The sequence below is a fragment of the Shewanella sp. 10N.286.48.B5 genome, assembly GCF_002874355.2.
Taxonomy (GTDB): domain Bacteria; phylum Pseudomonadota; class Gammaproteobacteria; order Enterobacterales; family Shewanellaceae; genus Shewanella.
On record NZ_MCVG02000001.1, the window covers coordinates 1,891,596 to 1,914,603 of the forward strand.

General features: G+C 39.9%; 22 protein-coding genes. 15 read left to right on the top strand and 7 right to left on the bottom strand.

Annotated features, from left to right (window positions below; genetic code table 11):
- Positions 1-66: 66 nt before the first annotated feature.
- The 4 genes from BCU57_RS08120 to BCU57_RS08135 all read left to right on the top strand — a co-directional run bounded on the left by BCU57_RS08120 (position 67) and on the right by BCU57_RS08135 (position 2,843).
- A complete protein-coding gene (locus tag BCU57_RS08120) occupies positions 67-873 on the top strand; it encodes an alpha/beta fold hydrolase (protein ID WP_102437331.1) in 807 nt (268 codons plus the stop codon).
- Between the two features lie 190 nt (positions 874-1,063).
- A complete protein-coding gene (gene can / locus BCU57_RS08125; RefSeq protein WP_102437329.1) occupies positions 1,064-1,678 on the top strand; it encodes a carbonate dehydratase in 615 nt (204 codons plus the stop codon).
- A 175-nt stretch (positions 1,679-1,853) separates the two neighbouring features.
- Positions 1,854-2,597 (top strand): 3-deoxy-manno-octulosonate cytidylyltransferase, encoded by a 744-nt coding sequence (gene kdsB, locus BCU57_RS08130; protein ID WP_102437327.1) that lies wholly within the window; start codon positions 1,854-1,856, stop codon positions 2,595-2,597.
- 39 nt (positions 2,598-2,636) lie between these two features.
- Positions 2,637-2,843 (top strand): DUF2897 family protein, encoded by a 207-nt coding sequence (locus BCU57_RS08135; RefSeq protein ID WP_102437325.1) that lies wholly within the window; start codon positions 2,637-2,639, stop codon positions 2,841-2,843.
- 236 nt (positions 2,844-3,079) lie between these two features.
- Here BCU57_RS08135 and BCU57_RS08140 read toward each other — a convergent pair whose 3' ends face one another.
- Positions 3,080-4,186 (bottom strand): AI-2E family transporter, encoded by a 1,107-nt coding sequence (locus BCU57_RS08140; protein ID WP_102437323.1) that lies wholly within the window; start codon positions 4,184-4,186, stop codon positions 3,080-3,082.
- A 69-nt stretch (positions 4,187-4,255) separates the two neighbouring features.
- The gene (locus BCU57_RS08145) at positions 4,256-4,489 is read right to left on the bottom strand and encodes a sulfurtransferase TusA family protein (protein ID WP_102437321.1); all 234 of its coding nucleotides are present in this window, start codon (positions 4,487-4,489) and stop codon (positions 4,256-4,258) included.
- Between the two features lie 120 nt (positions 4,490-4,609).
- Between BCU57_RS08145 and BCU57_RS08150 the strand changes: the two genes are divergently transcribed.
- The 4 genes from BCU57_RS08150 (at position 4,610) to BCU57_RS08165 (ending at position 9,115) form a co-directional block, all read left to right on the top strand.
- Positions 4,610-6,079: a M48 family metalloprotease gene (locus BCU57_RS08150; protein ID WP_372000844.1), complete on the top strand. Its 1,470-nt coding sequence runs from the start codon at positions 4,610-4,612 to the stop codon at positions 6,077-6,079.
- Between the two features lie 96 nt (positions 6,080-6,175).
- Positions 6,176-6,532 (top strand): arsenate reductase (glutaredoxin), encoded by a 357-nt coding sequence (gene arsC / locus BCU57_RS08155; protein ID WP_102437319.1) that lies wholly within the window; start codon positions 6,176-6,178, stop codon positions 6,530-6,532.
- Between the two features lie 8 nt (positions 6,533-6,540).
- The gene (locus BCU57_RS08160) at positions 6,541-6,918 is read left to right on the top strand and encodes a DUF2069 domain-containing protein (RefSeq protein WP_102437317.1); all 378 of its coding nucleotides are present in this window, start codon (positions 6,541-6,543) and stop codon (positions 6,916-6,918) included.
- Positions 6,919-7,165: 247 nt separating this feature from the next.
- Complete coding sequence (locus BCU57_RS08165; RefSeq protein WP_102437316.1) at positions 7,166-9,115, top strand: hypothetical protein; 1,950 nt, start codon at positions 7,166-7,168, stop codon at positions 9,113-9,115.
- A 122-nt stretch (positions 9,116-9,237) separates the two neighbouring features.
- On the opposite strand, the gene hda is transcribed toward BCU57_RS08165, so the two are convergent.
- Positions 9,238-9,948: a DnaA inactivator Hda gene (hda, locus tag BCU57_RS08170; RefSeq protein ID WP_076537757.1), complete on the bottom strand. Its 711-nt coding sequence runs from the start codon at positions 9,946-9,948 to the stop codon at positions 9,238-9,240.
- 53 nt (positions 9,949-10,001) lie between these two features.
- Positions 10,002-11,132 (bottom strand): DUF2066 domain-containing protein, encoded by a 1,131-nt coding sequence (locus tag BCU57_RS08175; protein WP_102437314.1) that lies wholly within the window; start codon positions 11,130-11,132, stop codon positions 10,002-10,004.
- 186 nt (positions 11,133-11,318) lie between these two features.
- On the opposite strand from BCU57_RS08175, the gene BCU57_RS08180 reads away from it, so the two are divergent.
- Positions 11,319-12,545: a uracil-xanthine permease family protein gene (locus BCU57_RS08180; protein ID WP_102437312.1), complete on the top strand. Its 1,227-nt coding sequence runs from the start codon at positions 11,319-11,321 to the stop codon at positions 12,543-12,545.
- 158 nt (positions 12,546-12,703) lie between these two features.
- On the opposite strand, the gene grxD is transcribed toward BCU57_RS08180, so the two are convergent.
- Complete coding sequence (gene grxD, locus BCU57_RS08185; RefSeq protein WP_076537750.1) at positions 12,704-13,045, bottom strand: Grx4 family monothiol glutaredoxin; 342 nt, start codon at positions 13,043-13,045, stop codon at positions 12,704-12,706.
- Positions 13,046-13,278: 233 nt separating this feature from the next.
- Between grxD and sodB the strand changes: the two genes are divergently transcribed.
- The 4 genes from sodB (at position 13,279) to BCU57_RS08205 (ending at position 19,088) form a co-directional block, all read left to right on the top strand.
- The gene (gene sodB, locus BCU57_RS08190) at positions 13,279-13,863 is read left to right on the top strand and encodes a superoxide dismutase [Fe] (RefSeq protein WP_102437310.1); all 585 of its coding nucleotides are present in this window, start codon (positions 13,279-13,281) and stop codon (positions 13,861-13,863) included.
- A gap of 316 nt (positions 13,864-14,179) precedes the next feature.
- A complete protein-coding gene (locus BCU57_RS08195; protein WP_102437308.1) occupies positions 14,180-16,114 on the top strand; it encodes a PrkA family serine protein kinase in 1,935 nt (644 codons plus the stop codon).
- 70 nt (positions 16,115-16,184) lie between these two features.
- Entirely contained in the window at positions 16,185-17,456 is a 1,272-nt protein-coding gene (locus BCU57_RS08200) for a YeaH/YhbH family protein (RefSeq protein ID WP_102437306.1), read from the top strand.
- A gap of 9 nt (positions 17,457-17,465) precedes the next feature.
- Positions 17,466-19,088, top strand: a complete 1,623-nt coding sequence (locus BCU57_RS08205; protein ID WP_102437305.1) for a SpoVR family protein — start codon at positions 17,466-17,468, stop codon at positions 19,086-19,088.
- An 80-nt stretch (positions 19,089-19,168) separates the two neighbouring features.
- Here the strand turns inward: BCU57_RS08205 and fadR are convergent, their stop codons facing one another.
- On the bottom strand, positions 19,169-19,900 hold the full coding sequence (gene fadR / locus BCU57_RS08210; protein ID WP_102437303.1) for a fatty acid metabolism transcriptional regulator FadR: 732 nt from the start codon (positions 19,898-19,900) through the stop codon (positions 19,169-19,171).
- Positions 19,901-20,345: 445 nt separating this feature from the next.
- Between fadR and nhaB the strand changes: the two genes are divergently transcribed.
- A complete protein-coding gene (gene nhaB, locus BCU57_RS08215) occupies positions 20,346-21,932 on the top strand; it encodes a sodium/proton antiporter NhaB (protein ID WP_102437301.1) in 1,587 nt (528 codons plus the stop codon).
- 110 nt (positions 21,933-22,042) lie between these two features.
- Positions 22,043-22,552, top strand: a complete 510-nt coding sequence (gene dsbB, locus BCU57_RS08220; protein ID WP_102437299.1) for a disulfide bond formation protein DsbB — start codon at positions 22,043-22,045, stop codon at positions 22,550-22,552.
- A gap of 7 nt (positions 22,553-22,559) precedes the next feature.
- On the opposite strand, the gene BCU57_RS08225 is transcribed toward dsbB, so the two are convergent.
- Positions 22,560-23,000: a YcgN family cysteine cluster protein gene (locus BCU57_RS08225; RefSeq protein WP_102437297.1), complete on the bottom strand. Its 441-nt coding sequence runs from the start codon at positions 22,998-23,000 to the stop codon at positions 22,560-22,562.
- Between the last annotated feature and the right edge of the window lie 8 nt (positions 23,001-23,008).

Consider the following 23,008-nt stretch of genomic DNA (forward strand, 5'->3'; position numbering starts at 1 on the left):
ATCTGATGAATTTATCATAGTATCCGCAGATTATTTTTATATTGTTAACCTTTATTGAGACCATTCATGCCTAATCAAAGCCAGACCTTTGCTATTAATGAACAACCGCTACATTTTATTGATCAAGGCCAAGGTCCTGTCATCTTGTTTATCCACGGCTTCCTCAGTGATTGTCAACAATGGCAGCCGCAAATAGAATTATTTAGCCTATCTCATCGCTGTATTGCGGTTGATTTATGGGCTCACGGTCAATCAGGTGCACTACCTAGTGGCACCACATCTTTGGTCACTGTCGCTCAGCATTGCTTATCCTTATTAGCCCATTTAAATATTGATCAGTGTATGGTTATTGGTAATGGTTGCGGCGGCGCTATTGCAGCAGAAATGGTCTTAGCCCAACCTAAAACGATTTCAAAATTGGTCCTAGCCAACAGTTTTATTGGCTTTGAACCACAGGTTAATAGTGCCAAATACCAATTATGGATTGATGAGCTTTGCGCAGCTAAACAGTGCAGTGAAGCACTCGCCGATACGATAAGCAGCCAGTTTTTTGCTGCAACCGATGATTCTCAAACATTAATGGCTAACTTTAACCAACAGCTAATGGGGTTATCAGCTCAACGCATTGAACAACTTGCCTTGTTTGCGCCGTTAGTATTTTATAAACGTGACAGCTTAGAATTAGCAGAGCAATTCACCCTGCCATGTTTAATCCTCGTTGGCTCACAAAATAAACTGCGAACGCCGCTAGAAGCCTATTTAATGCAAGACTGTATTAGCGCCAGTAAACAGCTGCAGATCAGTAACGCTGGTCACATGTGTAATCAAGAACAGGCAGACGAATTCAACCAGCTTTTACACGCTTTTTTATAAAGCCTAAAACAACTAATGTTACTGCTAATAAGCTGCACGACTTGATTAAAAGTTATAATAATTACGCATTTTCATCACCTTATATAGATTAAACAGTACATTGCAATATACTGATATAATAATAAAAATTTATAGTGCAACCAGTACTCCTGTTTGTCCGAGTAAACTTAAAAACGGTTATAAAGCATAAATGAAATTATTAAAGCCTCTTTTTGACAATAATCGCCGCTGGGCTGAACGCATTAGTAAGGAAGATCCTGAATTTTTTGCCCAGCTTGCCCAACAGCAAAATCCTGAATATTTATGGATCGGTTGCTCTGATAGCCGCGTACCTTCAAATCAAATTATCGACTTGATGCCTGGCGAAGTATTTGTGCACCGTAATATTGCTAATATGGTGATCCATACCGACCTTAATTGCTTATCTGTCATTCAATACGCTGTGGAAGTGCTCAAAGTAAAACATATTATGGTTGTGGGGCATTATGGCTGTGGCGGTGTAAAAGCGGCTATGAGCAAAGAGCGTTTAGGCTTGATTGATAACTGGTTAGGTCATATTCGTGATATTTACCGCATACACAACAAAAACCTAGAACAACTTAGCCCACAACAACGTTTTGACCGCTTGTGCGAGCTAAACGTTATGGAACAAGTTGCCAATGTCACCAGCACAACGATTGTTCAAGATGCATGGGACAGAGGCCAAGAAATTGCCATTCACGGCTGGATATATGGCATTAATAACGGACTACTTACAGATTTAGATGTCACGGTAAATAGTGAGCATGCCAATAATGCGCTGTAAAAATGTTGATATGGCCAACGAACCATCTCTGCAGATCAGATAATCTTTACAGAGATTAAACTAAATAGGTAACAACCAAATGCTGACTAAGCTAATTGGTTGTATATAATAAAGCATAAGTTACATTCGGGCTCAGTAGCCCCTTTGTTTAGCGTTTCAGATAAGTAGGATATTGATGAAAGTTACTCTTTTAATCCCAGCAAGATATGGCTCAAGTCGTTTTCCAGGTAAACCACTGGCACACATTAACGGCAAACCAATGATACAGCATGTGTGTGAACGTGCGGCACTCGCTAAAGGGTTAGATAATATCTACGTTGCTACTGATGATGTTCGCATAAAAGACACGGTTGAGTCTTTTGGTGGTCAAGTAGTCATGACCAGCTCTGATGCGGCTTCTGGTACTGATCGCATCAATGAGGCCATTGATATACTTGGATTGGACGACAGTGATTTAGTGATTAATGTACAAGGGGATCAACCGTTAATTGACCCTATTTCAATTGAACAAATGATCAGCTTATTTGAACGCCACCCAGGCGAATTCGAAATGGCGACATTAGGTTATAAAATTGATAAAGACAAAGATATTGATGACCCTATGCAAGTAAAAGTGGTTTTTGATAACGAGTTTAATGCCCTGTACTTTTCACGTTCTCGTATTCCTTTTTGCCGTGATAATGACAGTGAGGATTACGCGGTATACAAGCATATCGGCATTTATGCTTACACCAGTAAATTTGTTAAAGCGTTTGCTAAATTGCCCCTCGGTCGCTTAGAGAACCTTGAAAAACTTGAACAGTTACGAGCCCTTGAATATGGCCATAAGATAAAAATCGCCATCAGCGCTTTCAACTCACCAGAAGTTGATACCCCTGAAGATATCCGTAAATGTGAACAACGCTTAGCTGTTGATTAATCAGCAACTTAATGGTCAAAACACCAGTTAAGGATTATCATGAACGATTTAGAAGTTTGGCTTATTATCATTTTAGTCGTCGGTATTATTGCCAGTAATTTAGCGGTATTAAAATATAGCGCTAAGTTTAAAATGCCGCAGTTTGGTGAGCCAAAAACTAAAACTGATAAAGCTGCAGAAGACGAATCAGTAAAAGATCTTAATACCGACCAAGCGCCAACGGATAAGGGTGATAACGACAAGTAACTCAAGTAATTCAAGTAACTACCGGCTTAAATACCTTATGATGCATCAGGTATGACTCATAGGCTTCAGCCCTGGTAAATTAGCCTGACTTGATCGAAAAAAATAAAAAAAGCGAATGACACTGTTTATATGCAGTAGTCATTCGCTTTTTGTAGTTTTCTCTAAATTTATACAAACTATGCCAGTTGAATTAGAGCAGTAGCTTGGCTCAGTTTTAACAGGTTTTGAGTGTCTATTTAGGATTTTGAAACAGACGAAGTCTCTTTATCTAAAGCTAAACTGTTGTTTTGATTACTACTGTTAGGCCAAGCATTAATCACCGCTTTTACCAGTGACGCTAATGGAATTGCAAAGAATACCCCCCACACGCCCCATAAGCCGCCAAAAACCAACACCGCGGCAATAATCATCACTGGGTGTAAATCCACTGCATCAGAAAATAATATTGGCACCAACACATTACCATCAAGGGCTTGGATTATCCCGTAGCCAATCATCACATAACCAAATTCAGGGCTTACGCCCCACTGCACAAAGGCCACTAACGCTATGGGTAATGTCACCAGTGTCGCGCCAACATAGGGGATCAATACGGATAAACCCGTTAGCACCCCTAACAATGCTGAGTAACGCAGTCCCATAATGGCAAAAAATACGTAGCTCACAGTACCAATGATGACAATCTCAATCACTTTTCCGCGAATGTAATTGAAAATTTGTTGGTCCATTTCAAACCAAACTTTACGAGCTAAATCACGATTATTAGGAAAAAAACGTTTACTGCTTTTCAGTAACTGATCTTTATCTTTTAAGAAGAAAAACACCAATAACGGCACTAGAATCACGTATACCATCAATACCAGTAGCGAGGCAGAGTAACCTAAAAGTTGTTTGCCTATATCAAATAAATGCTGGGTATCAACTAACTTTTTAAGCTCTATTACCATGGCATCAATTTGTTCAATGCTGACATATTGTGGGTAATCAACCGTTAATGCCTTAAGTGACTGCATCCCGGTATCAATCATTATCGGTAAGTCCGTAGCTAAGGCAACTCCTTGACGCCATAAGCTAGGGATAAGCCCAAATGCGACTAATACCATAAGGCCGACAAATAACACTAAGATCAGTGAGGCGCCGACTGTGCGATTAATACCAAATTTCGCTATTTGCGCCACAGGCCATTCAAGTAAAAAAGCTAAAATGAGTGCTACAAACAATGGCGCAAGTAAGCCACCAGCAAAATATATTAATAGCCCGATCCCCAATAAAATAAATAATAATGTAATTGCATGTGGATCACTAAAGCGCGCTTTATACCAATCACCTAAAAATGAAAGCATTTTGTTCCTTAAACAGTGTCACAGAAGACTGAGTCATATTAAGAGTTAACTAATCTTAAGTCAGCCTAATTATTCAGTTAAATTGTTACCTTTCGTAACCATAAAAGACAGAGAGTTAGGGCTTTCATCAGTTATTTTGAGCTGATAACCCATTTTTTTTAAAAACTGCGGAACATCTCGACGTGAACCAGAGTCAGAGATACTGAAAGATAGCGATTCACCGAGCTTGAGCTTCTTCAATGCCAACTTGATTTGTACCAAAGGATACGGGCATTGATATGCAGTTAAATCAATTAATTTCATTATAAATTTGCTTAAAAAATTCTCTAGCCATTATCCTAGCAAGGATAGTAAAGTACAAGTAATTCGCTTTAGCTTAAATTGCTTACCACCCTATTTAAATAATTATAATAAAGGTTACATTTGCGCAAATTATCGTTTACCCAATTCTCAAAAAGTGTTGTAACAACTGCAGTTGCCTTAATGCTAACCGCTGGTGTGGCAAAAAGCTTTGCCAGTAACAATCTTCCCGATCTTGGTACTGCCGCAGTCAATACCTTTAGTTTAGAAAAAGAAATGGTATATGGCGATGCCTATATGCGGGTCATTCGTTCATCAGCACCTATTGTTAGTGATCCTGTGCTGAATCAATATATGTCAGAACTTGGCAATAAACTGGTTGCCCACGCCACTGGAGTAAAAACACCCTTTTACTTTTTCTTATTAAAAAATGATGAAATTAACGCCTTTGCTTTTTTCGGAGGCCATGTAGGCGTACATACTGGCTTATTTCTTAATGCCGACACAGAAAGCGAATTAGCCTCTGTACTTGCCCATGAAATTACTCACGTAACGCAACGTCACTTAGCCCGTTCGTTAGAAGCACAAGAAAAAAGTTCTACTGCTACTATTGTGGGGATGTTAGGGGCGATTTTATTAACCATTGCTGCGCCACAAGCAGGTATGGCAGCGTTAGCTACAACCCAAGCGTTATCTACACAATCACGCATTAACTACACACGTTTACATGAAAGAGAAGCTGATAGAATTGGCATGCAAACGCTCGCAGCTGCGGGGTTTGACCCCAATGGCGCCGCCGATTTTTTCTCTAAGCTTGCTATACGCTATCGCTTTACTACTACGCCACCGCAAATGCTACTGACTCACCCATTACCCGAGTCACGTATTACCGATGCCCGTAACCGCGCAACCCAGTTTCCTCATCGATATATCCCTGATCAGTTAAACTACCAACTTGCTAAAGCGCGTATTCAAGTGCGCTTTTCAAGTTACAGTGAACAAGCAGCATTATCTATGTTTGAGCAGCAACTAAAAAAAGAAAACTATAGCTTTAAAAGTGCTGCACTTTATGGGAAAGCATTGGCTCTATTTAGAGCGAAACGCTTTACTGAAGCAGAAGATATTATCGATGACTTGTTAGCAAATAAGCCAAACAATCTGTTTTATATTGATACTAAAACTGATTTGTTAGTTCAAAAGAAAGATTTTGACGGCGCCATTGAGATGTTATTGCATCACAATAAGCTTAAACCTATGTCGCAAGTAATTTCAGCTAACCTTGCCAACGTGTATGTGGAAGCTGAACAACCCGAAAAAGCCATTCCGCTATTAGAAGATCTTATATTTCTAGATAAGCAAAATATATTGCCTTATCAAATTTTAACTCAGGCCTATCGCAAAATGGGTAATAAGGCACTTGAATATTATACTAATGCTGAAGTCATGGCCTTAGCGGCCAATTATGATGGCGCGATTGATCAACTTAACTATGCCTATCGCCACTCAGAAGGCCAATCGTTACAAGTTGCCAGAATTGAGGCGAGGATCCGCCAATTTAGACAAGCTAAACGTGAGCTTGACGCTCTCAAATAATTACCGCTAAGCAATGGTGAGTTAAGTTATCAGATAGCTAACCATTGCTTAGATTTTTTGTTAATATGCCCCAAAATATAAAAAAGAAGCAATCTAATGACAACTGTTACCCTTTATCATAACCCTCGCTGTTCAAAAAGCCGCCAAACCCTTGCGTTACTAGAAGCACAAAATGTTCAAATAAACATTGTTGAATATTTAAAAAACGTTCCTTCTAGCGACGAAATTAGCGCTATTTTAGCCATGTTAGCAATCAGTCCAAGAGAGCTAATGCGCACTAAAGAAACCGAATACAAAGAACAAAACCTTACGGATGTTAATTTAACCGATGAGCAATTAATCAACGCCATGATTAACACCCCTAAATTAATTGAGCGCCCTATTGCTATTGCTATTGCAAACGGCAAAGCTGCAGTAGGTCGACCACCTGAAAATGTGTTAGCCATTTTGTGAGAATAACCATGACAACACATACCTTATTTCAACTATGCCGTGTGGGCTATGTCTCATTATTAATGCTGCTTACTGGCTGGTTTATCCAGCAAGGCATGACAGGTGAATATTCATTAGCCTTTAATTTGTTATGGATAGCCCCTTTGTTACTGCCCATTAAAGGGATATTAACGGGTAAGCCATACACTTATGCCTGGGCAAGTTTCATTTTATGCTTATACCTTTTACATGGACTAACCCTGCTGTATGTCACAGAAGATGCATTATATTTTGCGCTTATTGAATCTGTACTTATTAGCGCACTGTTAGTCGCTTTTCCTTTTTATGCCCGCCTACGTGGTAGAGAACTAGGCTTAGGTTTAAAGAAAAAGTCCAAAGACCAATAATATAAGCTTGCTACTTATAAACTAAATTACTTAAGCGCCTTTGGGCGCTTTTTTATTTAAAAACAGCAAATCACTTCGCCATAACCAAGTACCTAGTAAGTGACAAGTAGATAAAAAGATAAGTAAGTAACAAGTAAAGAAAAGGTTACCAAATAGTTTCACCGTTCTTTTTGCAAGCAAGACTCCATGCTATATTGATTTTTGATAACATTTTTAGATTAGAATGCAAAAGCAACGGAGATTGTGTATGAAAAATAACATGGCTATTACAGCTATACTCGCCTCAGTGACTTTTCTGTCAGCCTGTGGCGGTAGCTCTGACTCATCTTCGCCAGGAGCCCCTGAAACCACATTGCCCATCAATGTCTGCGAAACCAGCTCCGGTTTAACAACCGTTAATAATGGCACAGAATTGAATTTTAATGTTGAACAGCAATATTACGTCAATCAATCCGCCAGTATTACTGTTGGGGTCAGTAACCAAAACAGCAACGACTACCAGTTTAACTGGCAACAAACTGCAGGACCTGCATTAGATATCAGCTCAGAAAACAGCCCAGTGCTGGCATTTTATATTCCTGAAGCTGCAGACTATAGCTTCACTGTCGAGGCAACCAGTGGCCAAATTTCTTACAGCGACAAAATTTCCATCAGTGCTGCGCAAATGTCGCAACAGTTAAATGTCTATAGCGATCATCAAGTTGTTGCAGGTAATGATGTCAGCCTGCGCCTTGGTCAGATCAACAACCAAGTGCCATCTAACATACAATGGTGTTATTTTTCAGACCAACAAATTAGCCTTGATTTAACCAATGCAGAAAGGCCACTATTTACCGCACCAGATAATATTGCAGAAGATACCTTTGTTGGCCTTAAAGTGACCGCAGACTTTGCCGGTGAAACCTTAACCGATGAAGTGTTTGTATTAGTGACGAAACAAAACGCCATCACCTCGCCCTACTTTGATAGCCCCATCGCTAAAACCTATGCCTATAACAGTGCATCACCTTATGCAATTAACGCGCAGCGGTGTGTTTACTCTAACCAGTTAAACCAAACGTGTGAGCTCAATGACTTGCCGTTAATTGGTCAGCAATTAGATTCAGAAACCATTGCTGATGTCATGGATAGAGTGGTTGTTTCCCATGACTGGATGGGCCGAAACTTTGAGCAATTTTTAACTGAAGCGGATCCTAACAGTGATTTTATCAAGTTATTACAATCAGTAAGCGCGGTTGTCATTAGCTATGATATTAGACCATCATTTTACTGGGTGGCTACGGGCGCTATTTACCTCGACCCTGAGTATTTATGGTTAAGCCCGACGGAAAGAGACACCATCAATGAAGCACCTGATTATCGTAGTGACTTTGGTAACGATTTAAAATTTATTATGCCGTGGCGTTATGTGAAAAATAATGACTATGTATCTATTAGTTATGATCGGGCAATCCGTCAATCGCGCACTATTGCAGATCTTACACCGCGCTTAGCCAGTTTGATGTATCACGAATTAGCTCACGCTAATGACTTTTTCCCGCGTTCGACCCATAGCCAGTTACAAGGCCCGACTTTAATTGATGACTTCTATCGTAGAGCAAATAGCAATTCACTGGTATCTGATCAATTGCAGAATATTGAGCCATTAACCAGCGCTGAAATCTATGGTTTAGCCGCCGTCAGCTTTTTAGGTGAAACCGCTGACGCAATTCAAAAAGCCTATGTACCTAGTGATGTCACTAGCTTCTTTTTGACCGATTATGCTAATGATTTTTATAACTACTCGTCGACTCGTGAAGACGCCGCAATGTTGTTTGAAGAAGCCTTTATGAGTCATCGTTATCAAATTCAAAGGGATGTGGCAGTCACAGATACCGATAACTTAATCGTAGATTGGGGGCAGCGAGGCCGCATTGGCGCAGACGAACTCTCAACCCGAGCTGCATTTGTTATTAATCAAATGATGCCTGAAGTAGATGGTGAATCGTTATTAAATGGCTTACCTGCGCCAATAAACATGATTGCCGGCCAAGATTGGTTTGATAATGTCGATATATCACCCAGCCTGTCAAGAAACATGTCTAGAGCCAGCACAATGTCAAACATCAGTTCAGACGCTAACGCTGTGACATCAGATAATAGGCCTGCAATACAAGTGGGTCGTGAGCACAGAGATATGCCTATACCCTCGCGTTAACCAAATCAGAAATTAACCAATTTTTTGTGACTACCAATAAAAAACCACCTTAATCGGTGGTTTTTTATTTTAGATTGTAAGCTTTCATAAAAGCGTAAAACTCAATTATAAAAAATTGTCACTTACAATCGCAGCATTTCTTTAATGAAAGGAATCGTCAATTTACGTTGATGCACCATAGAAGCTTTATCTAGCTTATCAAGCACATCGAATAAGGTACGTAAGTCTCGAGCCATGCGAGTTAACAGAAAGCGCCCCACCTCATCAGAAAGCTGCAAACCACGCATCGCTGCACGCCGCTGTAATGCCACTAACTTTTCTTCGTCTGCCATGGGTTGTAATTGATATATCAAGCCCCACTGCATCCGTGAAATTAAATCAGGTAATGCAAAACCAGCTTCAGTTGGTGATGAGGTGCCACTTACAATCAAGCGACAATCTTGCTGCTCTTCAATACGATTGTATAAATGGAACAGCGCCTCTTCCCATATTGGGTGTCCTGCAATGGCATCAATATCATCGATACAAATTAGTTGTAACGACTCAATACCTTCAAATAGCTCAGGAGAAATACTGGCATGAATGCCAAGTGGGATATATAAAGTACGGCGCTCTAAATCGTTCGCGTGCGCACAAGCTGCGTGCATTAAGTGAGTACGTCCAGATTTTACCGGACCATATAAATACAAACTAGAAGCAAGGCTGCCTTCAGCGGCAGCCTGTAGCTTTTGGATTAACTCATCGTTACCTACTGCAGGGTAATAACTCTGAAATGTTTCATCATCAGGTAAATAAACTGGTAACGATAATTGTTTTGGTGAGTTTTGGGTCACTCAAAAATTCTCTAATAATTAATACAAGCGACAGTTAGTATAACACACTCAATCTAATGCCATTGATAGATTAATGACACTGTTGTTTCAGAATCTAGATTAGGATCAACATTATTGATACTGTTTTCTTGCCCAGCGTTTAAATTGGGTGGAACCACTGTGTTAACAGTATCAATTTGCGTCAGTCTTTTATTAATACTCAGTAATTTTTCTAAATCGCTGGCATCACCAAATAACGATAAGTTGTAAGTAACGGTATCAGCTTTAAACTGGCTTAAACTCACTGACTTAATCGCACTTAATTGGGTTAAGTAAGCTTCAATGTCAACTAATTGCGCCATAGTTTGAACCCCTACTAAGGTTAACTTAGTTTGGGCGCTGTTTCCTGAGTCAGCGAAGGCATATTGGCTAACAAAATATCCCGCTAACCTTGATAAGATTTCATCTGTTGCTTGCTCGTAATCCGCGACTTCTGCTTGGTGGTTAATTAAAGGCTGCATAACACCGCTAGCATTGCCTTTATCAAATAAAGCTACATTAAAGCGCACAAAACCGCCCACTTGATCAATATCGGCCATGGCAAAATAGTCCGCTTGGTAGCGTTTTGATGCGTTGGCAACCACATCGGCAAACATGCCTCGTACATCAGAGACATTAACTTGCATCACATCGTCTAAATCCATCACAGGTAACAGGATTGGAATGCCTTTATTATTGGCATCTAAATCGATTTGCGTTCTAATATCAGATTCAGCTGCATCCGCTAAAATAGCTCTATCGCCAGCATTTTCGATAGACATCCATAACAAAGTTGATGGGCGTTGGCGGCCCCACACTGGTAATTCTGCTTCACGAAGGACCGAAATAATACGTTTATGATCAAAGTTTGCCTTTAACACTAACTCATCATCCACTTGGCTGTAGCCGTATTGAGTCAGTAAGGATTCAGGCTTGTTAATATGACTTTTAATCAATGGGTGTTCAAGCACTGAAGTTAAGCCCGAATTCTTTATAAATACAGTGGATAGCGCTTGTTTTAAGGCAACTTGTCGTTCATTTGTGGCTCGAGAAGTTACCACAACATCAGCTTCATCGAGTAAAGCGATTTCAGCAGCAATAACAGCAAAGCTGTTTAGGGCAAACACACAACCAATAACAATGAACTGAATTAAAAGTTTTAACATGGCAAAGTAAACGCAATCTAAGAAAAGTGTTCGAAGTGTAGCATATTAATTTTACTTCTAAAATTACATTACAGTGCTGTAATTTGCAGCAAAAGGCTGTTAAAGATGATCTAAAATACAGACATTATTAGCAATTTCACTTATCTTAAATTCGAAACTCTCATTTATAATAAACATAGGATTTATATGAAACGCTTGTTCATACCCTTACAGGGCGCACAAATGCTGTTTGTTGCATTTGGTGCCTTAGTATTAATGCCATTGTTAAGTGGGCTTGATACAAGTGTCGCCCTATTCACTGCCGGATTTGGCACATTGTTATTTCAAATCATCACTAAGCGCCAAGTGCCTATTTTTTTAGCCTCATCATTCGCGTTTATAGCGCCAATTATGTATGGGGTACAAACATGGGGCATTCCCGCCACAATGGGTGGACTCATGGTGGCAGGTTTCGTTTATGTGCTGTTAGGTTTGATGGTCAAGGTCAAAGGGAGTGGCTTTATTCATAAGCTTTTACCTCCGGTTGTTGTTGGGCCTGTCATTATCATTATCGGTTTGGGCCTTGCGCCTATGGCCGTTAACATGGCGCTGGGTAAAACAGGTGACGGTAGTAGCGTTATTGTTGAACAAGAAATTGCACTATTTATCGCGCTAATGTCATTAGCGACCACTGTGTTAATTGCCGTTTTTGCCAAAGGTGTGCTTAAGCTAATGCCGATCCTTGCCGGTATTTTGGTGGGTTACGGCTTTAGCTTGGCGTTCGGTATTGTTGATTTTAGTCCAGTTGCGCAGGCAAGTTGGCTTTCTGTTCCCAAATTTGTTGCCCCTGAATTTCACTGGCAAGCGATACTGTTTATGATCCCCGTAGCCATAGCGCCAGCCGTTGAGCATATTGGCGACTTATTAGCGATTTCAAATGTAACAGGTAAGGATTACTTTAAAAAGCCTGGGCTACACCGTACGTTAACGGGTGATGGCGTGGCCACCATTGCGGCCTCAGCACTAGGCGGACCACCAAACACTACCTACAGTGAAGTCACTGGCGCAGTAACACTGACAAAAAACTTTGACCCGCGAATAATGACTTGGACTGCTATCACGGCGATCACGTTAGCGTTTATTGGTAAATTAGGCGCATTGATGCAAACAATTCCGTTACCCGTTATGGGCGGCATTATGTGTTTATTGTTTGGCTCCATCGCCGCAGTTGGCTTAAATACCTTAATTAGAAATCAGGTAGATTTAAATGAGCCACGTAATCTCAGCATTGTTGGGGTGACTTTAGTGTTCGGTATTGGGGGAATGGCTTTTGGTATTGGTGAGTTTAGCCTGACAGGCATTAGCCTATGTGGCTTAGTGGCGATTGTAATGAATTTAGTCTTACCTATGCCAAAAGAGCCTCAAGCCGATTAAGTTTTAATTCCATATTACTATTGTAGGCAACAAATTATAGGCAATAAAAAACCCTTAATTTAAGCAAATTAAGGGTTTTTACTTTAAAAGTTCATCTATTTTGCGTTTAAGCTTTGAAAAATTCGAAGCTAACGCTTACAGGCGCAACAAAAAATGACTTATTCAGCGTCTTCTTCAGTGCGGAACTTATCAGCTGTTGCGGTGATCATTGGCTGTAACTCACCTTTTTGGTACATCTCAGTGATGATATCGCAACCACCGATAAGCTCACCTTCAATCCACAACTGTGGGAATGTCGGCCAATTAGCGAATTTTGGTAATTCAGCACGGATATCTGGATGCTGTAAAATGTCTACGAAAGCAAACTGCTCACCACAGTTGATCATCACTTGCGCGACTTGAGATGAAAAACCACAGCTTGGTAATTTTGGAGAGCCTTTCATATAAACAATGATAGGGTTTTCACTAATTTGCTGCTTAATTTTGTCTACTGTTTCCATTTTTATTCCTAAGTGCTACTTAATAATCTAAGGCTATTGTACGCCAGCTTTCATCATAACAAAATCCCACAGTTTGTAGGGTTTTGTTAGAAAATGATTTTTTCGATTGACTGTATCGACATATTTCATCAAACAATGATTCACATCACAAAAATTTTAAGTACAATGTCAGGGTGAGCATGTCATACCAAAAGGTATATAAAACGATAACCTAAGTCCATGGAGAGATACTAATGGCTTTCGAATTACCAGCATTACCATATGCTAAGAACGCACTTGTACCACATATTTCTGAAGAAACTATCGAATTCCATTACGGTAAGCATCACAACACTTATGTTGTTAAGCTTAATGGTCTTGTTGCAGGTACTGAATTTGAAAACAAAACCTTAGAAGAAGTTGTAAAAACTTCAACTGGTGGCGTATTCAACAATGCAGCTCAGATTTGGAACCACACTTTTTACTGGAACTGTCTAGCGCCTAATGCTGGCGGTGCTCCAACGGGTGCTATCGCTGAAGCAATTAATGCAGCTTTCGGCTCATTTGAAGAATTCAAAGCGAAATTTACTGATTCTGCAGTAAACAACTTTGGTAGTGCTTGGACTTGGTTAGTTAAAAATGCTGACGGCTCTGTGGCTATTGTTAACACAAGCAATGCTGCGACTCCTTTAACTGACGAGTCAGTAACACCATTGATGACTGTTGATGTTTGGGAACACGCTTATTACATCGATTACCGTAACGTTCGCCCTAACTACCTAGCTGCTTTCTGGGAATTAGTTAACTGGGAATTCGTTAACGCAAACTTCGCTGGCTAAATGCTAACAAGTTTACAATGAGATGAATAAAAGGAGCTAATTAGCTCCTTTTTTATTGGTTCATGTTTAGTGTTTCTGTTTTATCGTTACTGCTCAAACCGACCAACTACATTTGCAACAGTTGCATTTGCAACGTTTTATCTTTGTTTTTATTAGAATTTTTTACAACTCCCTATTCGCTAATCTCAAATCCCTGACCTAGACTTTATCTAACGGCCATTAAAAAGCACTACTATTTTGTTTAAATTAAAATCGGCTTAACACCATAAATGCGCTGTCACTCAAGTACTTTCACCTTAGTTTAAAGGGGTTTCTTATGGGCATATTCGAACATTACCAACAACGTTATGAGCAAAAACTAGACGAAGAATACTCACTGCAGCAGTTTCTTGAAATCTGTAAGGAAGACAGAAGTGCTTATGTGTCGGCGGCCGAACGGATGTTAATGGCCATCGGTGAATCTAAAACCATCGATACTTCAAAAGATCCTAAACTCAGTAGAATTTTTTCAAATAGATTAATTTCTTACTATCCAAGCTTTACTGATTTTTATGGCATGGAAGAGTCCATTGAACAAATTGTCTCTTACCTTAAACATTCTGCCCAAGGTCTAGAGGAATCAAAACAAATCCTCTATCTGTTAGGACCAGTAGGTGGTGGTAAATCATCATTAGCAGAAAAACTCAAAGCCTTAATGCAAAAGGTGCCTATTTACATCTTAAGTGCCAATGGCGTTCGCAGCCCCGTTAACGATCACCCTTTATGCTTATTTGATCCCGATGAAGATGCTGAGCTGCTAACTAACGAGTATGCGATTCCACCACGTTATATTAAAACCATCATGTCACCATGGGCAGTAAAACGTTTACATGAATTTGGTGGGGACATTACTAAATTTAAAGTAGTTAAGGTTTACCCTTCGATCTTAGATCAAACCGCTATCGCTAAAACCGAACCCGGTGATGAGAATAACCAAGATATTTCAGCATTGGTGGGTAAAGTTGATATTCGTCAGTTAGAGCATTTTTCACAAGATGACGCTGACGCTTATGCCTACTCGGGCGCATTATGCCGTGCGAACCAAGGGGTGATGGAGTTTGTGGAAATGTTTAAGGCTCCAATTAAGGTGTTGCATCCACTGCTTACAGCCACACAAGAAGGTAATTACAACGGTACAGAGGGCTTATCTGCCTTGCCATATAACGGTATGATTTTAGCTCACTCCAATGAGTCTGAGTGGACCACTTTTAGAAATAATAAAAACAATGAGGCATTTTTAGACCGAGTTTACATCGTAAAAGTGCCCTACTGTTTACGGGTCTCTGAAGAGATGGAAATTTATCAAAAATTACTGTCAAACTCAGAACTATCCAAAGCGCCTTGTGCCCCTGGCACCCTAGAAACTTTAGCTCAGTTCAGTATTCTGTCACGCTTAAAAGTACCTGAGAACTCCTCTATTTACTCAAAAATGCGCGTCTACAATGGTGAAACGTTAAAAGATACTGACCCTAAAGCCAAGTCGTACCAAGAGTATCGTGATTATGCCGGTGTCGATGAAGGAATGCAGGGGTTATCAACTCGTTTTGCATTCAAGATATTATCTAGAGTGTTTAACTTTGACGATACTGAAATTGCTGCAAACCCAGTACATCTATTTTATGTACTTGAAAAGCAAATCGAACAGGAACAATTCCCTGCAGAGTTAAGTGAAAAGTACCTCGAGTTTTTAAAAGGTTATCTCATTCCTAAGTATGTTGAATTTATCGGTAAAGAAATCCAAACCGCATACTTAGAGTCTTATTCAGAATATGGTCAGAACATCTTTGATAGATACGTCACTTATGCAGACTTTTGGATTCAAGATCAGGAGTTTAGAGATCCAGAAACTGGCCAATTATTTGACCGCTCAGCGCTAAATGCTGAATTAGAAAAAATCGAAAAACCAGCTGGTATCAGTAACCCTAAGGATTTTCGTAATGAGATCGTCAACTTTGTATTACGTGCTAGAGCCAATAATGACGGTAATAATCCACTGTGGACCAGTTACGAAAAGCTCAGAGTGGTGATTGAGAAAAAAATGTTCTCCAATACCGAAGATTTATTACCGGTTATTTCTTTTAACGCGAAAACCTCAGCAGATGATCAACGTAAACACGATGACTTTATCAATCGCATGATGGAAAAAGGCTATACCCAAAAACAAGTCAGATTACTTTCAGAGTGGTACTTGAGGGTACGTAAATCGTCATAAGTATTGCTAACTTTGCCCTTACCTTTATGCGCTAAAAACCGTTAAGGGCAAAGTCCATTAGGAGTTGTGTATGGCAAATTTTATTGATAGACGCCTCAATGCAAAAGGTAAAAGTACCGTCAACAGGCAACGTTTTATTGAACGCTACAAAAAGCAAATCAAAAAATCAGTCAGTGAAGCCGTAACCAGAAGAAGTGTTACTGATATCGATAAAGGCGAGAAAATCAGTATCCCAACACGTGACATCAGCGAACCGACATTTCATCAAGGACAAGGCGGTGTGAGAGAGCGTGTCCACCCAGGTAACGATCAGTTTAATAAAGGTGATCAAATTGAGCGCCCCAAAGGCGGCGCAGCCGGACAAGGTAGTGGCGAAGGTGAAGCCTCTAATAGCGGCGAAGGTAAAGATGAATTCTTGTTTGAAATCTCAAATGATGAATATTTAGAGCTGTTATTTGAAGATTTGGCGTTACCGGATTTACAGCAAACTAACGCCAAGCAAATGGTTGAGTTTGAAACATACCGCGCTGGTTACACTAATGTCGGCGTACCAGCCAATATCAATATTGTCCGCTCACTGCGATCTTCATTGGCTAGACGCATTGCCATGACTGCAGGTAAAAAGAAATTACTCGCCGAGCTTATTAAGCAGCTTCACGAGCTTGAAAATACCCCCGGCACCCAAGCTGAGTTGATCATGGATTTAAAACAGCAAATTGAAGATCTTAAAAAGCGTATCGATAGCGTGCCTTTTATAGACAGTTTCGATTTACGTTTTAATAATTTTTCCAAACGTGAAAAACCATCTAGCCAAGCAGTCATGTTTTGCCTAATGGATGTTTCAGGTTCAATGGATCAAGCCACCAAAGATATGGCAAAACGATTTTATATTTTACTGTATTTATTTTTAACCCAGACCTATAAAAATCTTGAAGTGGTCTACATCCGGCATCACACCCAAGCAAAAGAAGTAGACGAACATGAATTTTTCTACTCACAAGAAACAGGCGGTACCATTGTTTCTAGTGCCTTAAATTTAATGCATGAAATTCAGCAAAAACGTTACCCTGCTGATGAGTGGAATATTTATGCCGCACAAGCCTCTGATGGCGATAATTGGGCTGATGACTCACCAGCTTGTAGGCAACTCCTTGCTGAGAAAATATTACCGGTATCTCGCTATTTTAGTTACATCGAAATAACCCGTAGAGCGCATCAAACGCTTTGGCGTGAATATGAAACCTTACAAGCACAATTTGGCAATATCGCCGTACAACACATCAAAGAAGTAGACGATATTTATCCAGTGTTCCGTGAATTATTCAAAAAGCAGCCTAGCTAAGGAGTCACAATGACAAAACCGACTACTGACGACAAAAGTGCTGGCATTGAAGAGCTACAAAACACGGCACAATCAGCCAATATTGCCGAAAAATCACAGCCTAAAGCCCATGGTAAACAGCCTTTAGATGATGGCCCTGATTGGACCTTTGACCTACTCGAAACCTACATGGCAGAAATTGAAAAAGTAGCGGCTTTTTACAAATTAGAAAGTTATCCCAATCAAATTGAAGTGATCACCGCAGAACAAATGATGGATGCCTATGCAGGTATCGGTATGCCTATTGGTTACACCCATTGGTCATTTGGCAAACGTTTTATTGAAACGGAGCAAGGTTACCGTCGCGGTCAAATGGGATTAGCCTACGAAATTGTGATTAATTCCGATCCGTGTATTGCTTATCTAATGGAAGAAAATACCATTACCATGCAAGCCCTTGTGATGGCTCACGCCTGTTTTGGCCATAATAGTTTCTTTAAAAATAATTACTTATTTAAAACATGGACCGATGCTAGCTCGATTATTGATTACTTGGTGTTTGCTAAAAACTACATCCGAGAATGCGAATTAACTTACGGTGTTGAGCAAGTTGAGCTAACCCTCGACTCTTGTCACGCATTAATGAATTATGGTGTTGACCGTTATAAACGCCCTGCTGAAATATCGTTTAAAGAAGAAAAAATGCGCCAAAAAGACCGTGAGAGTTACTTACAGAGTCAGGTTAACGACCTGTGGCGAACCGTACCAGTTAACCCTGATAACATAAAAGCGGAAAATGAAATTAAATTTCCTGAAGAACCACAGGAAAATATCTTATATTTTATCGAAAAGAACGCCCCATTACTTGAACCTTGGCAACGTGAAATCGTTCGAATTGTGCGGAAAATGGCGCAATATTTTTATCCGCAAAAACAAACCCAAGTAATGAACGAAGGTTGGGCCACCTTTTGGCATTACACCATTTTGAATCATATGTTTGATCAAGGCACTGTGACAGATAGATTTATGTTGGAGTTTCTACAAAGTCATACTGCTGTGGTCGCTCAGCCAGCTTACAATAGCCCACATTATAGTGGCATAAACCCCTATGCTTTGGGCTTTAACATGTTTGTTGATATCAGGCGTATATGTGAGCACCCTACTGAAGAAGACAAACGTTGGTTTCCTGAGATAGCCGGAAGCGACTGGTTAACGACGGTTACATTTGCAATGGAAAACTTTAAAGACGAAAGCTTTATAAGCCAATACCTGTCGCCAAAAGTTATGCGAGATTTTAAGCTCTTTAGTGTGTTAGATGATGATAGTTGTAACCGTTTATCTATTTCAGCTATTCATGATGATAGTGGTTACCACTTAATCAGAGAAAAATTATCACAGCAATATAACTTGTCAAATCTAGAGCCAAATATCCAAGTGCAACAAGTAAAAGTTAATGGTGATCGATCATTAACATTACGCTACATCCCCAATAAACGTATTCCACTGAGCCACAGCCACGAAGAAGTGCTAAAGCATTTACACCGTTTATGGGGCTTTGATGTCAGCATTGAGCAACTTGAAGAGTCTGGTAATGTAACTAAGTTGTCGCAATGCCCCCCAGCTAAAGCAGAAACTAAGATGACTACCATGTAATCACTGCTATTGAGTTCCATTAAACTTAAGCCATAAAAAAACCAACCTCGCGGTTGGTTTTTTACTGTATTAATTAGCTATTATTTATTACTGATAGCAATCTCTGCAGGCATATCATCACGCAACTTTTGCCACATAACGCCGCTGTTAATGCCATTTGATTTCATCAACCCATTAACGTCATTGTATTTGTGCTCAATGGCTAAAACTTCAAGCTTTTTGTAAAAATCTAGTGAGATCGCTCGCGCCTCTTCACTCGAGAAATAATAGCGACCTACTCTGCTATACAATCCCTTGAAACCATTAAGAATAAGAACATAGAGCGGGTTTCCTGAAGAAAACGCTAACGCATGATGTAATTCATAATCATAATCAGCATAAGCTTCAGCAGTGTCTTCTAACTGATGAATTTTTGCTAATACCGCTTGAGCTTTTTCTGGGTTATTTCTAATGGCGCCGCGAAAATAAATAATACTCACATTGGCTCGCGCTGAAAGCAGCTGATCAACCAATAACGGGAATCCCTCAGGGTTTAAATCAGCAATAGTTTCTAAAATATTTAAGCCAGAGGTTTCCCAAAAATTATTCACTTGGGTTGGTTTGCCATGTTGAATTTTGAGCCAACCATCACGCGCTAATCGTTGTAACACTTCTCTTAATGTTGTTCTTGTTACGCCAATTAATTCTGATAGTTCACGCTCTGCGGGTAATATCGACCCCGGTGGAAACTTATTTTCCCAGATGGAACGTACAATCCATTTTTCTGCAAAACTTGCAGGACCCTTTGCATTGATAATTGTCAACTTTAACATCCCGTGGTTAACCAATAGACAGATCATACCAGAGGAAATATAAATACACACCATACATAGCAGTTAAAGCCTAGATCTAACCTTGTTACCGGTTACTTTTTCACCAATCGCAGATAAGTTTGTGACGTAGCAGTTATATTCGTTGGCTATTTGTCGAATGATAGATTTTCTTGGATTACAATCAATGAAGTTTGCGCTAAAATACCGCGTCAAACAAAAGGATGTAAGTTAGCGATACAGCTAACGAATTTTGAAACTAACAAATATAATGCGTTTAAATGACTGATAAAAAAGGCTATGACGAAAAATTGTTTACTGAGCAAGATAGTTTAGAAACAATGTAATTCGTCTTATTCAAAGTCAGCTGTAAATACGTCGCTCTATTTGTCACGAAATTCCTTCCAGTAAATTTCACTATCACAAAATCACAACTGGAGAGGCTATTATGCCGTCAACTGCTGGTAATGCATTTTTTCATAACTTCTTGGGTAATTCACCAAGATGGTATAAATATGCAATATTGTTGTTCCTCGTTATAAATCCATTATTATTTTTCTATGTCAGCCCATTCATCGCAGGTTGGGTACTGGTAGTAGAATTTATTTTTACCCTTGCAATGGCACTAAAATGCTATCCATTACAGCCTGGCGGCTTACTCGCCATACAAGCTGTAATTATAGGCATGACCTCCCCCACACAAGTTCTACATGAAATAGAAGCTAACCTAGAAGTATTATTATTATTAATCTTCATGGTTGCTGGTATTTACTTCATGAAGCAATTGCTACTTTTTGTATTCACTAAAATGATCACTAAAGTACGTTCAAAAATTGTTGTTTCATTAATGTTTTGTACCGCTTCTGCTTTTCTGTCGGCCTTTTTAGATGCCCTAACAGTTATCGCGGTTATCATCGCTGTAGCCGTTGGTTTCTACTCGATTTATCACAAGGTGGCATCAGGTAAAGACTTTAGTTCAGATCATGACCACACTAAAGAAGATCGTGAACAGTTATGCGATGAAGAGTTAGAGGCTTTTCGTGGTTTCTTAAGAAACTTACTAATGCACTCTGGTGTAGGTACTGCTCTTGGCGGTGTTTGTACTATGGTCGGTGAACCACAAAACTTAATCATTGCAGCCCAAGCTCATTGGCAATTTGGTGAATTCTTTATTCGTATGTCACCTGTTACCATGCCAGTATTAATCGCGGGTGTAGCCACTTGCTTCATTGTTGAAAAATTTAAATGGTTTGGCTATGGCGCACAACTACCAGATGCGGTTCATAAAATTTTAAGCGATTATGCTGCCTATGAAGATGCAAACAGAACCACTGCCGATAAGATGAAACTGGTTGTTCAGGCTCTTGTAGGTATTTGGTTGGTCGTAGGTTTAGCCTTCCATTTAGCCTCTGTTGGTTTGATTGGTTTATCCGTTATCATCTTAACCACGGCATTTAATGGCGTGACAGATGAACATGCGATTGGTAAAGCATTTGAAGAGGCCTTACCTTTCACAGCCTTACTTGCGGTATTTTTTGCCGTGGTTGGTGTGATTATTGATCAACATTTATTCGCCCCTGTTATTCAATGGGCACTAAGCTTTGAAGGTAACGCCCAGTTAGTGGTGTTCTATATTGCTAATGGCTTATTGTCGATGGTGAGCGATAACGTGTTTGTGGGTACTGTCTATATTAATGAAGTAAAAGCAGCATTAATCAGTGGCCAAATCACCCGTGACCAATTTGATTTATTAGCTGTGGCGATTAACACAGGTACTAACCTGCCTTCTGTTGCGACCCCTAACGGTCAAGCTGCATTCTTATTCTTACTGACCTCTGCTTTAGCACCATTAGTAAGACTGTCCTATGGCCGTATGGTTTGGATGGCACTGCCTTATACGATTGTACTGTCAATTGTCGGTGTTGTTACTATTGAATCTGGCTTCTTAACCGATATGACCCAGTATTTTTATGATAGTCACATCATTATTCATCATACTGCGAAAGACGTTATTGGCGCTGCAAGCGGGCATTAATGTTTAATAATTTGAACATTATCAATTAAGCACCCTCTAATGAGGGTGCTTTTTTATATCCCGTTGAGTTTTCATACTAATAATAAATATAAGATCGAAAGGAGTTTGATTTGAATCGTTTACAGAGTTTCACTCGTTCACGTAGCGCTTGGTTAATATTACTTATGTCAGCAATTGGCCTAGAGGCTGCTGCGCTATTTTTCCAATACGTGATGAATTTAGCCCCATGTGTCATGTGCATTTATGTCAGAGTGGCGGTTTTAGGATTAATTATTGCCGCTATGGTGGGGCTGATAGCACCAAAATTCTGGTTAACCAGAATAATAGCTATCGGAGCTTGGGGAGTCAGTGCTGCCTGGGGATTAAAGTTATCACTTGAACTTAATAAACTACAGGTCGACCCATCGCCTTTCTCCACCTGCTCATTTTTCCCTGAATTTCCAACATGGATGCCACTGGATAAATGGCTCCCAGCAGTGTTTTCCCCTACTGGCATGTGCAGTGACTCGCCTTGGACATTCTTATCAGTAAGCATGGCGCAATGGATGGTTGTCACTTTTATCGTTTATTTAGTCGTACTGGCAGTAATAATCATTCCTGCAGTAAAACCAGCTAAATAAAAAATGACTATTCAACGTCTTTTAATGGCCAAAGTACGATATAGTCTTCTAGCTCACGTACTATGGTTTCATTAATGGTTTTACCCTTCACCGATATGCCAGCTTCATGCATGGCCTCTTTAGAACCTGTCAGTAAAGGATGCCAGCTGGGAAGCGTTTTGCCTTGGTATAAACGCTTATAAGCACAAGAATCTGGTAGCCATGTTAATTCAGCTACATTATCTGCAGTAATGGCCGTACAGGCTGGAACATATTTGAAGCGTTCAGGATAACGTCGACAACCGCCAGATTCATCATCTAACAAATGACAAGCTGCATTGGTGTAATACAACTCTTCTGTTTCATCATCGATTAATTTGTTTAAGCAGCATTTTCCACAACCATCGCACAGTGATTCCCACTGCACGATACTCATTTCTTCGAGTTTTTTTTCATTCCAAAAAGACATAGTTCAAT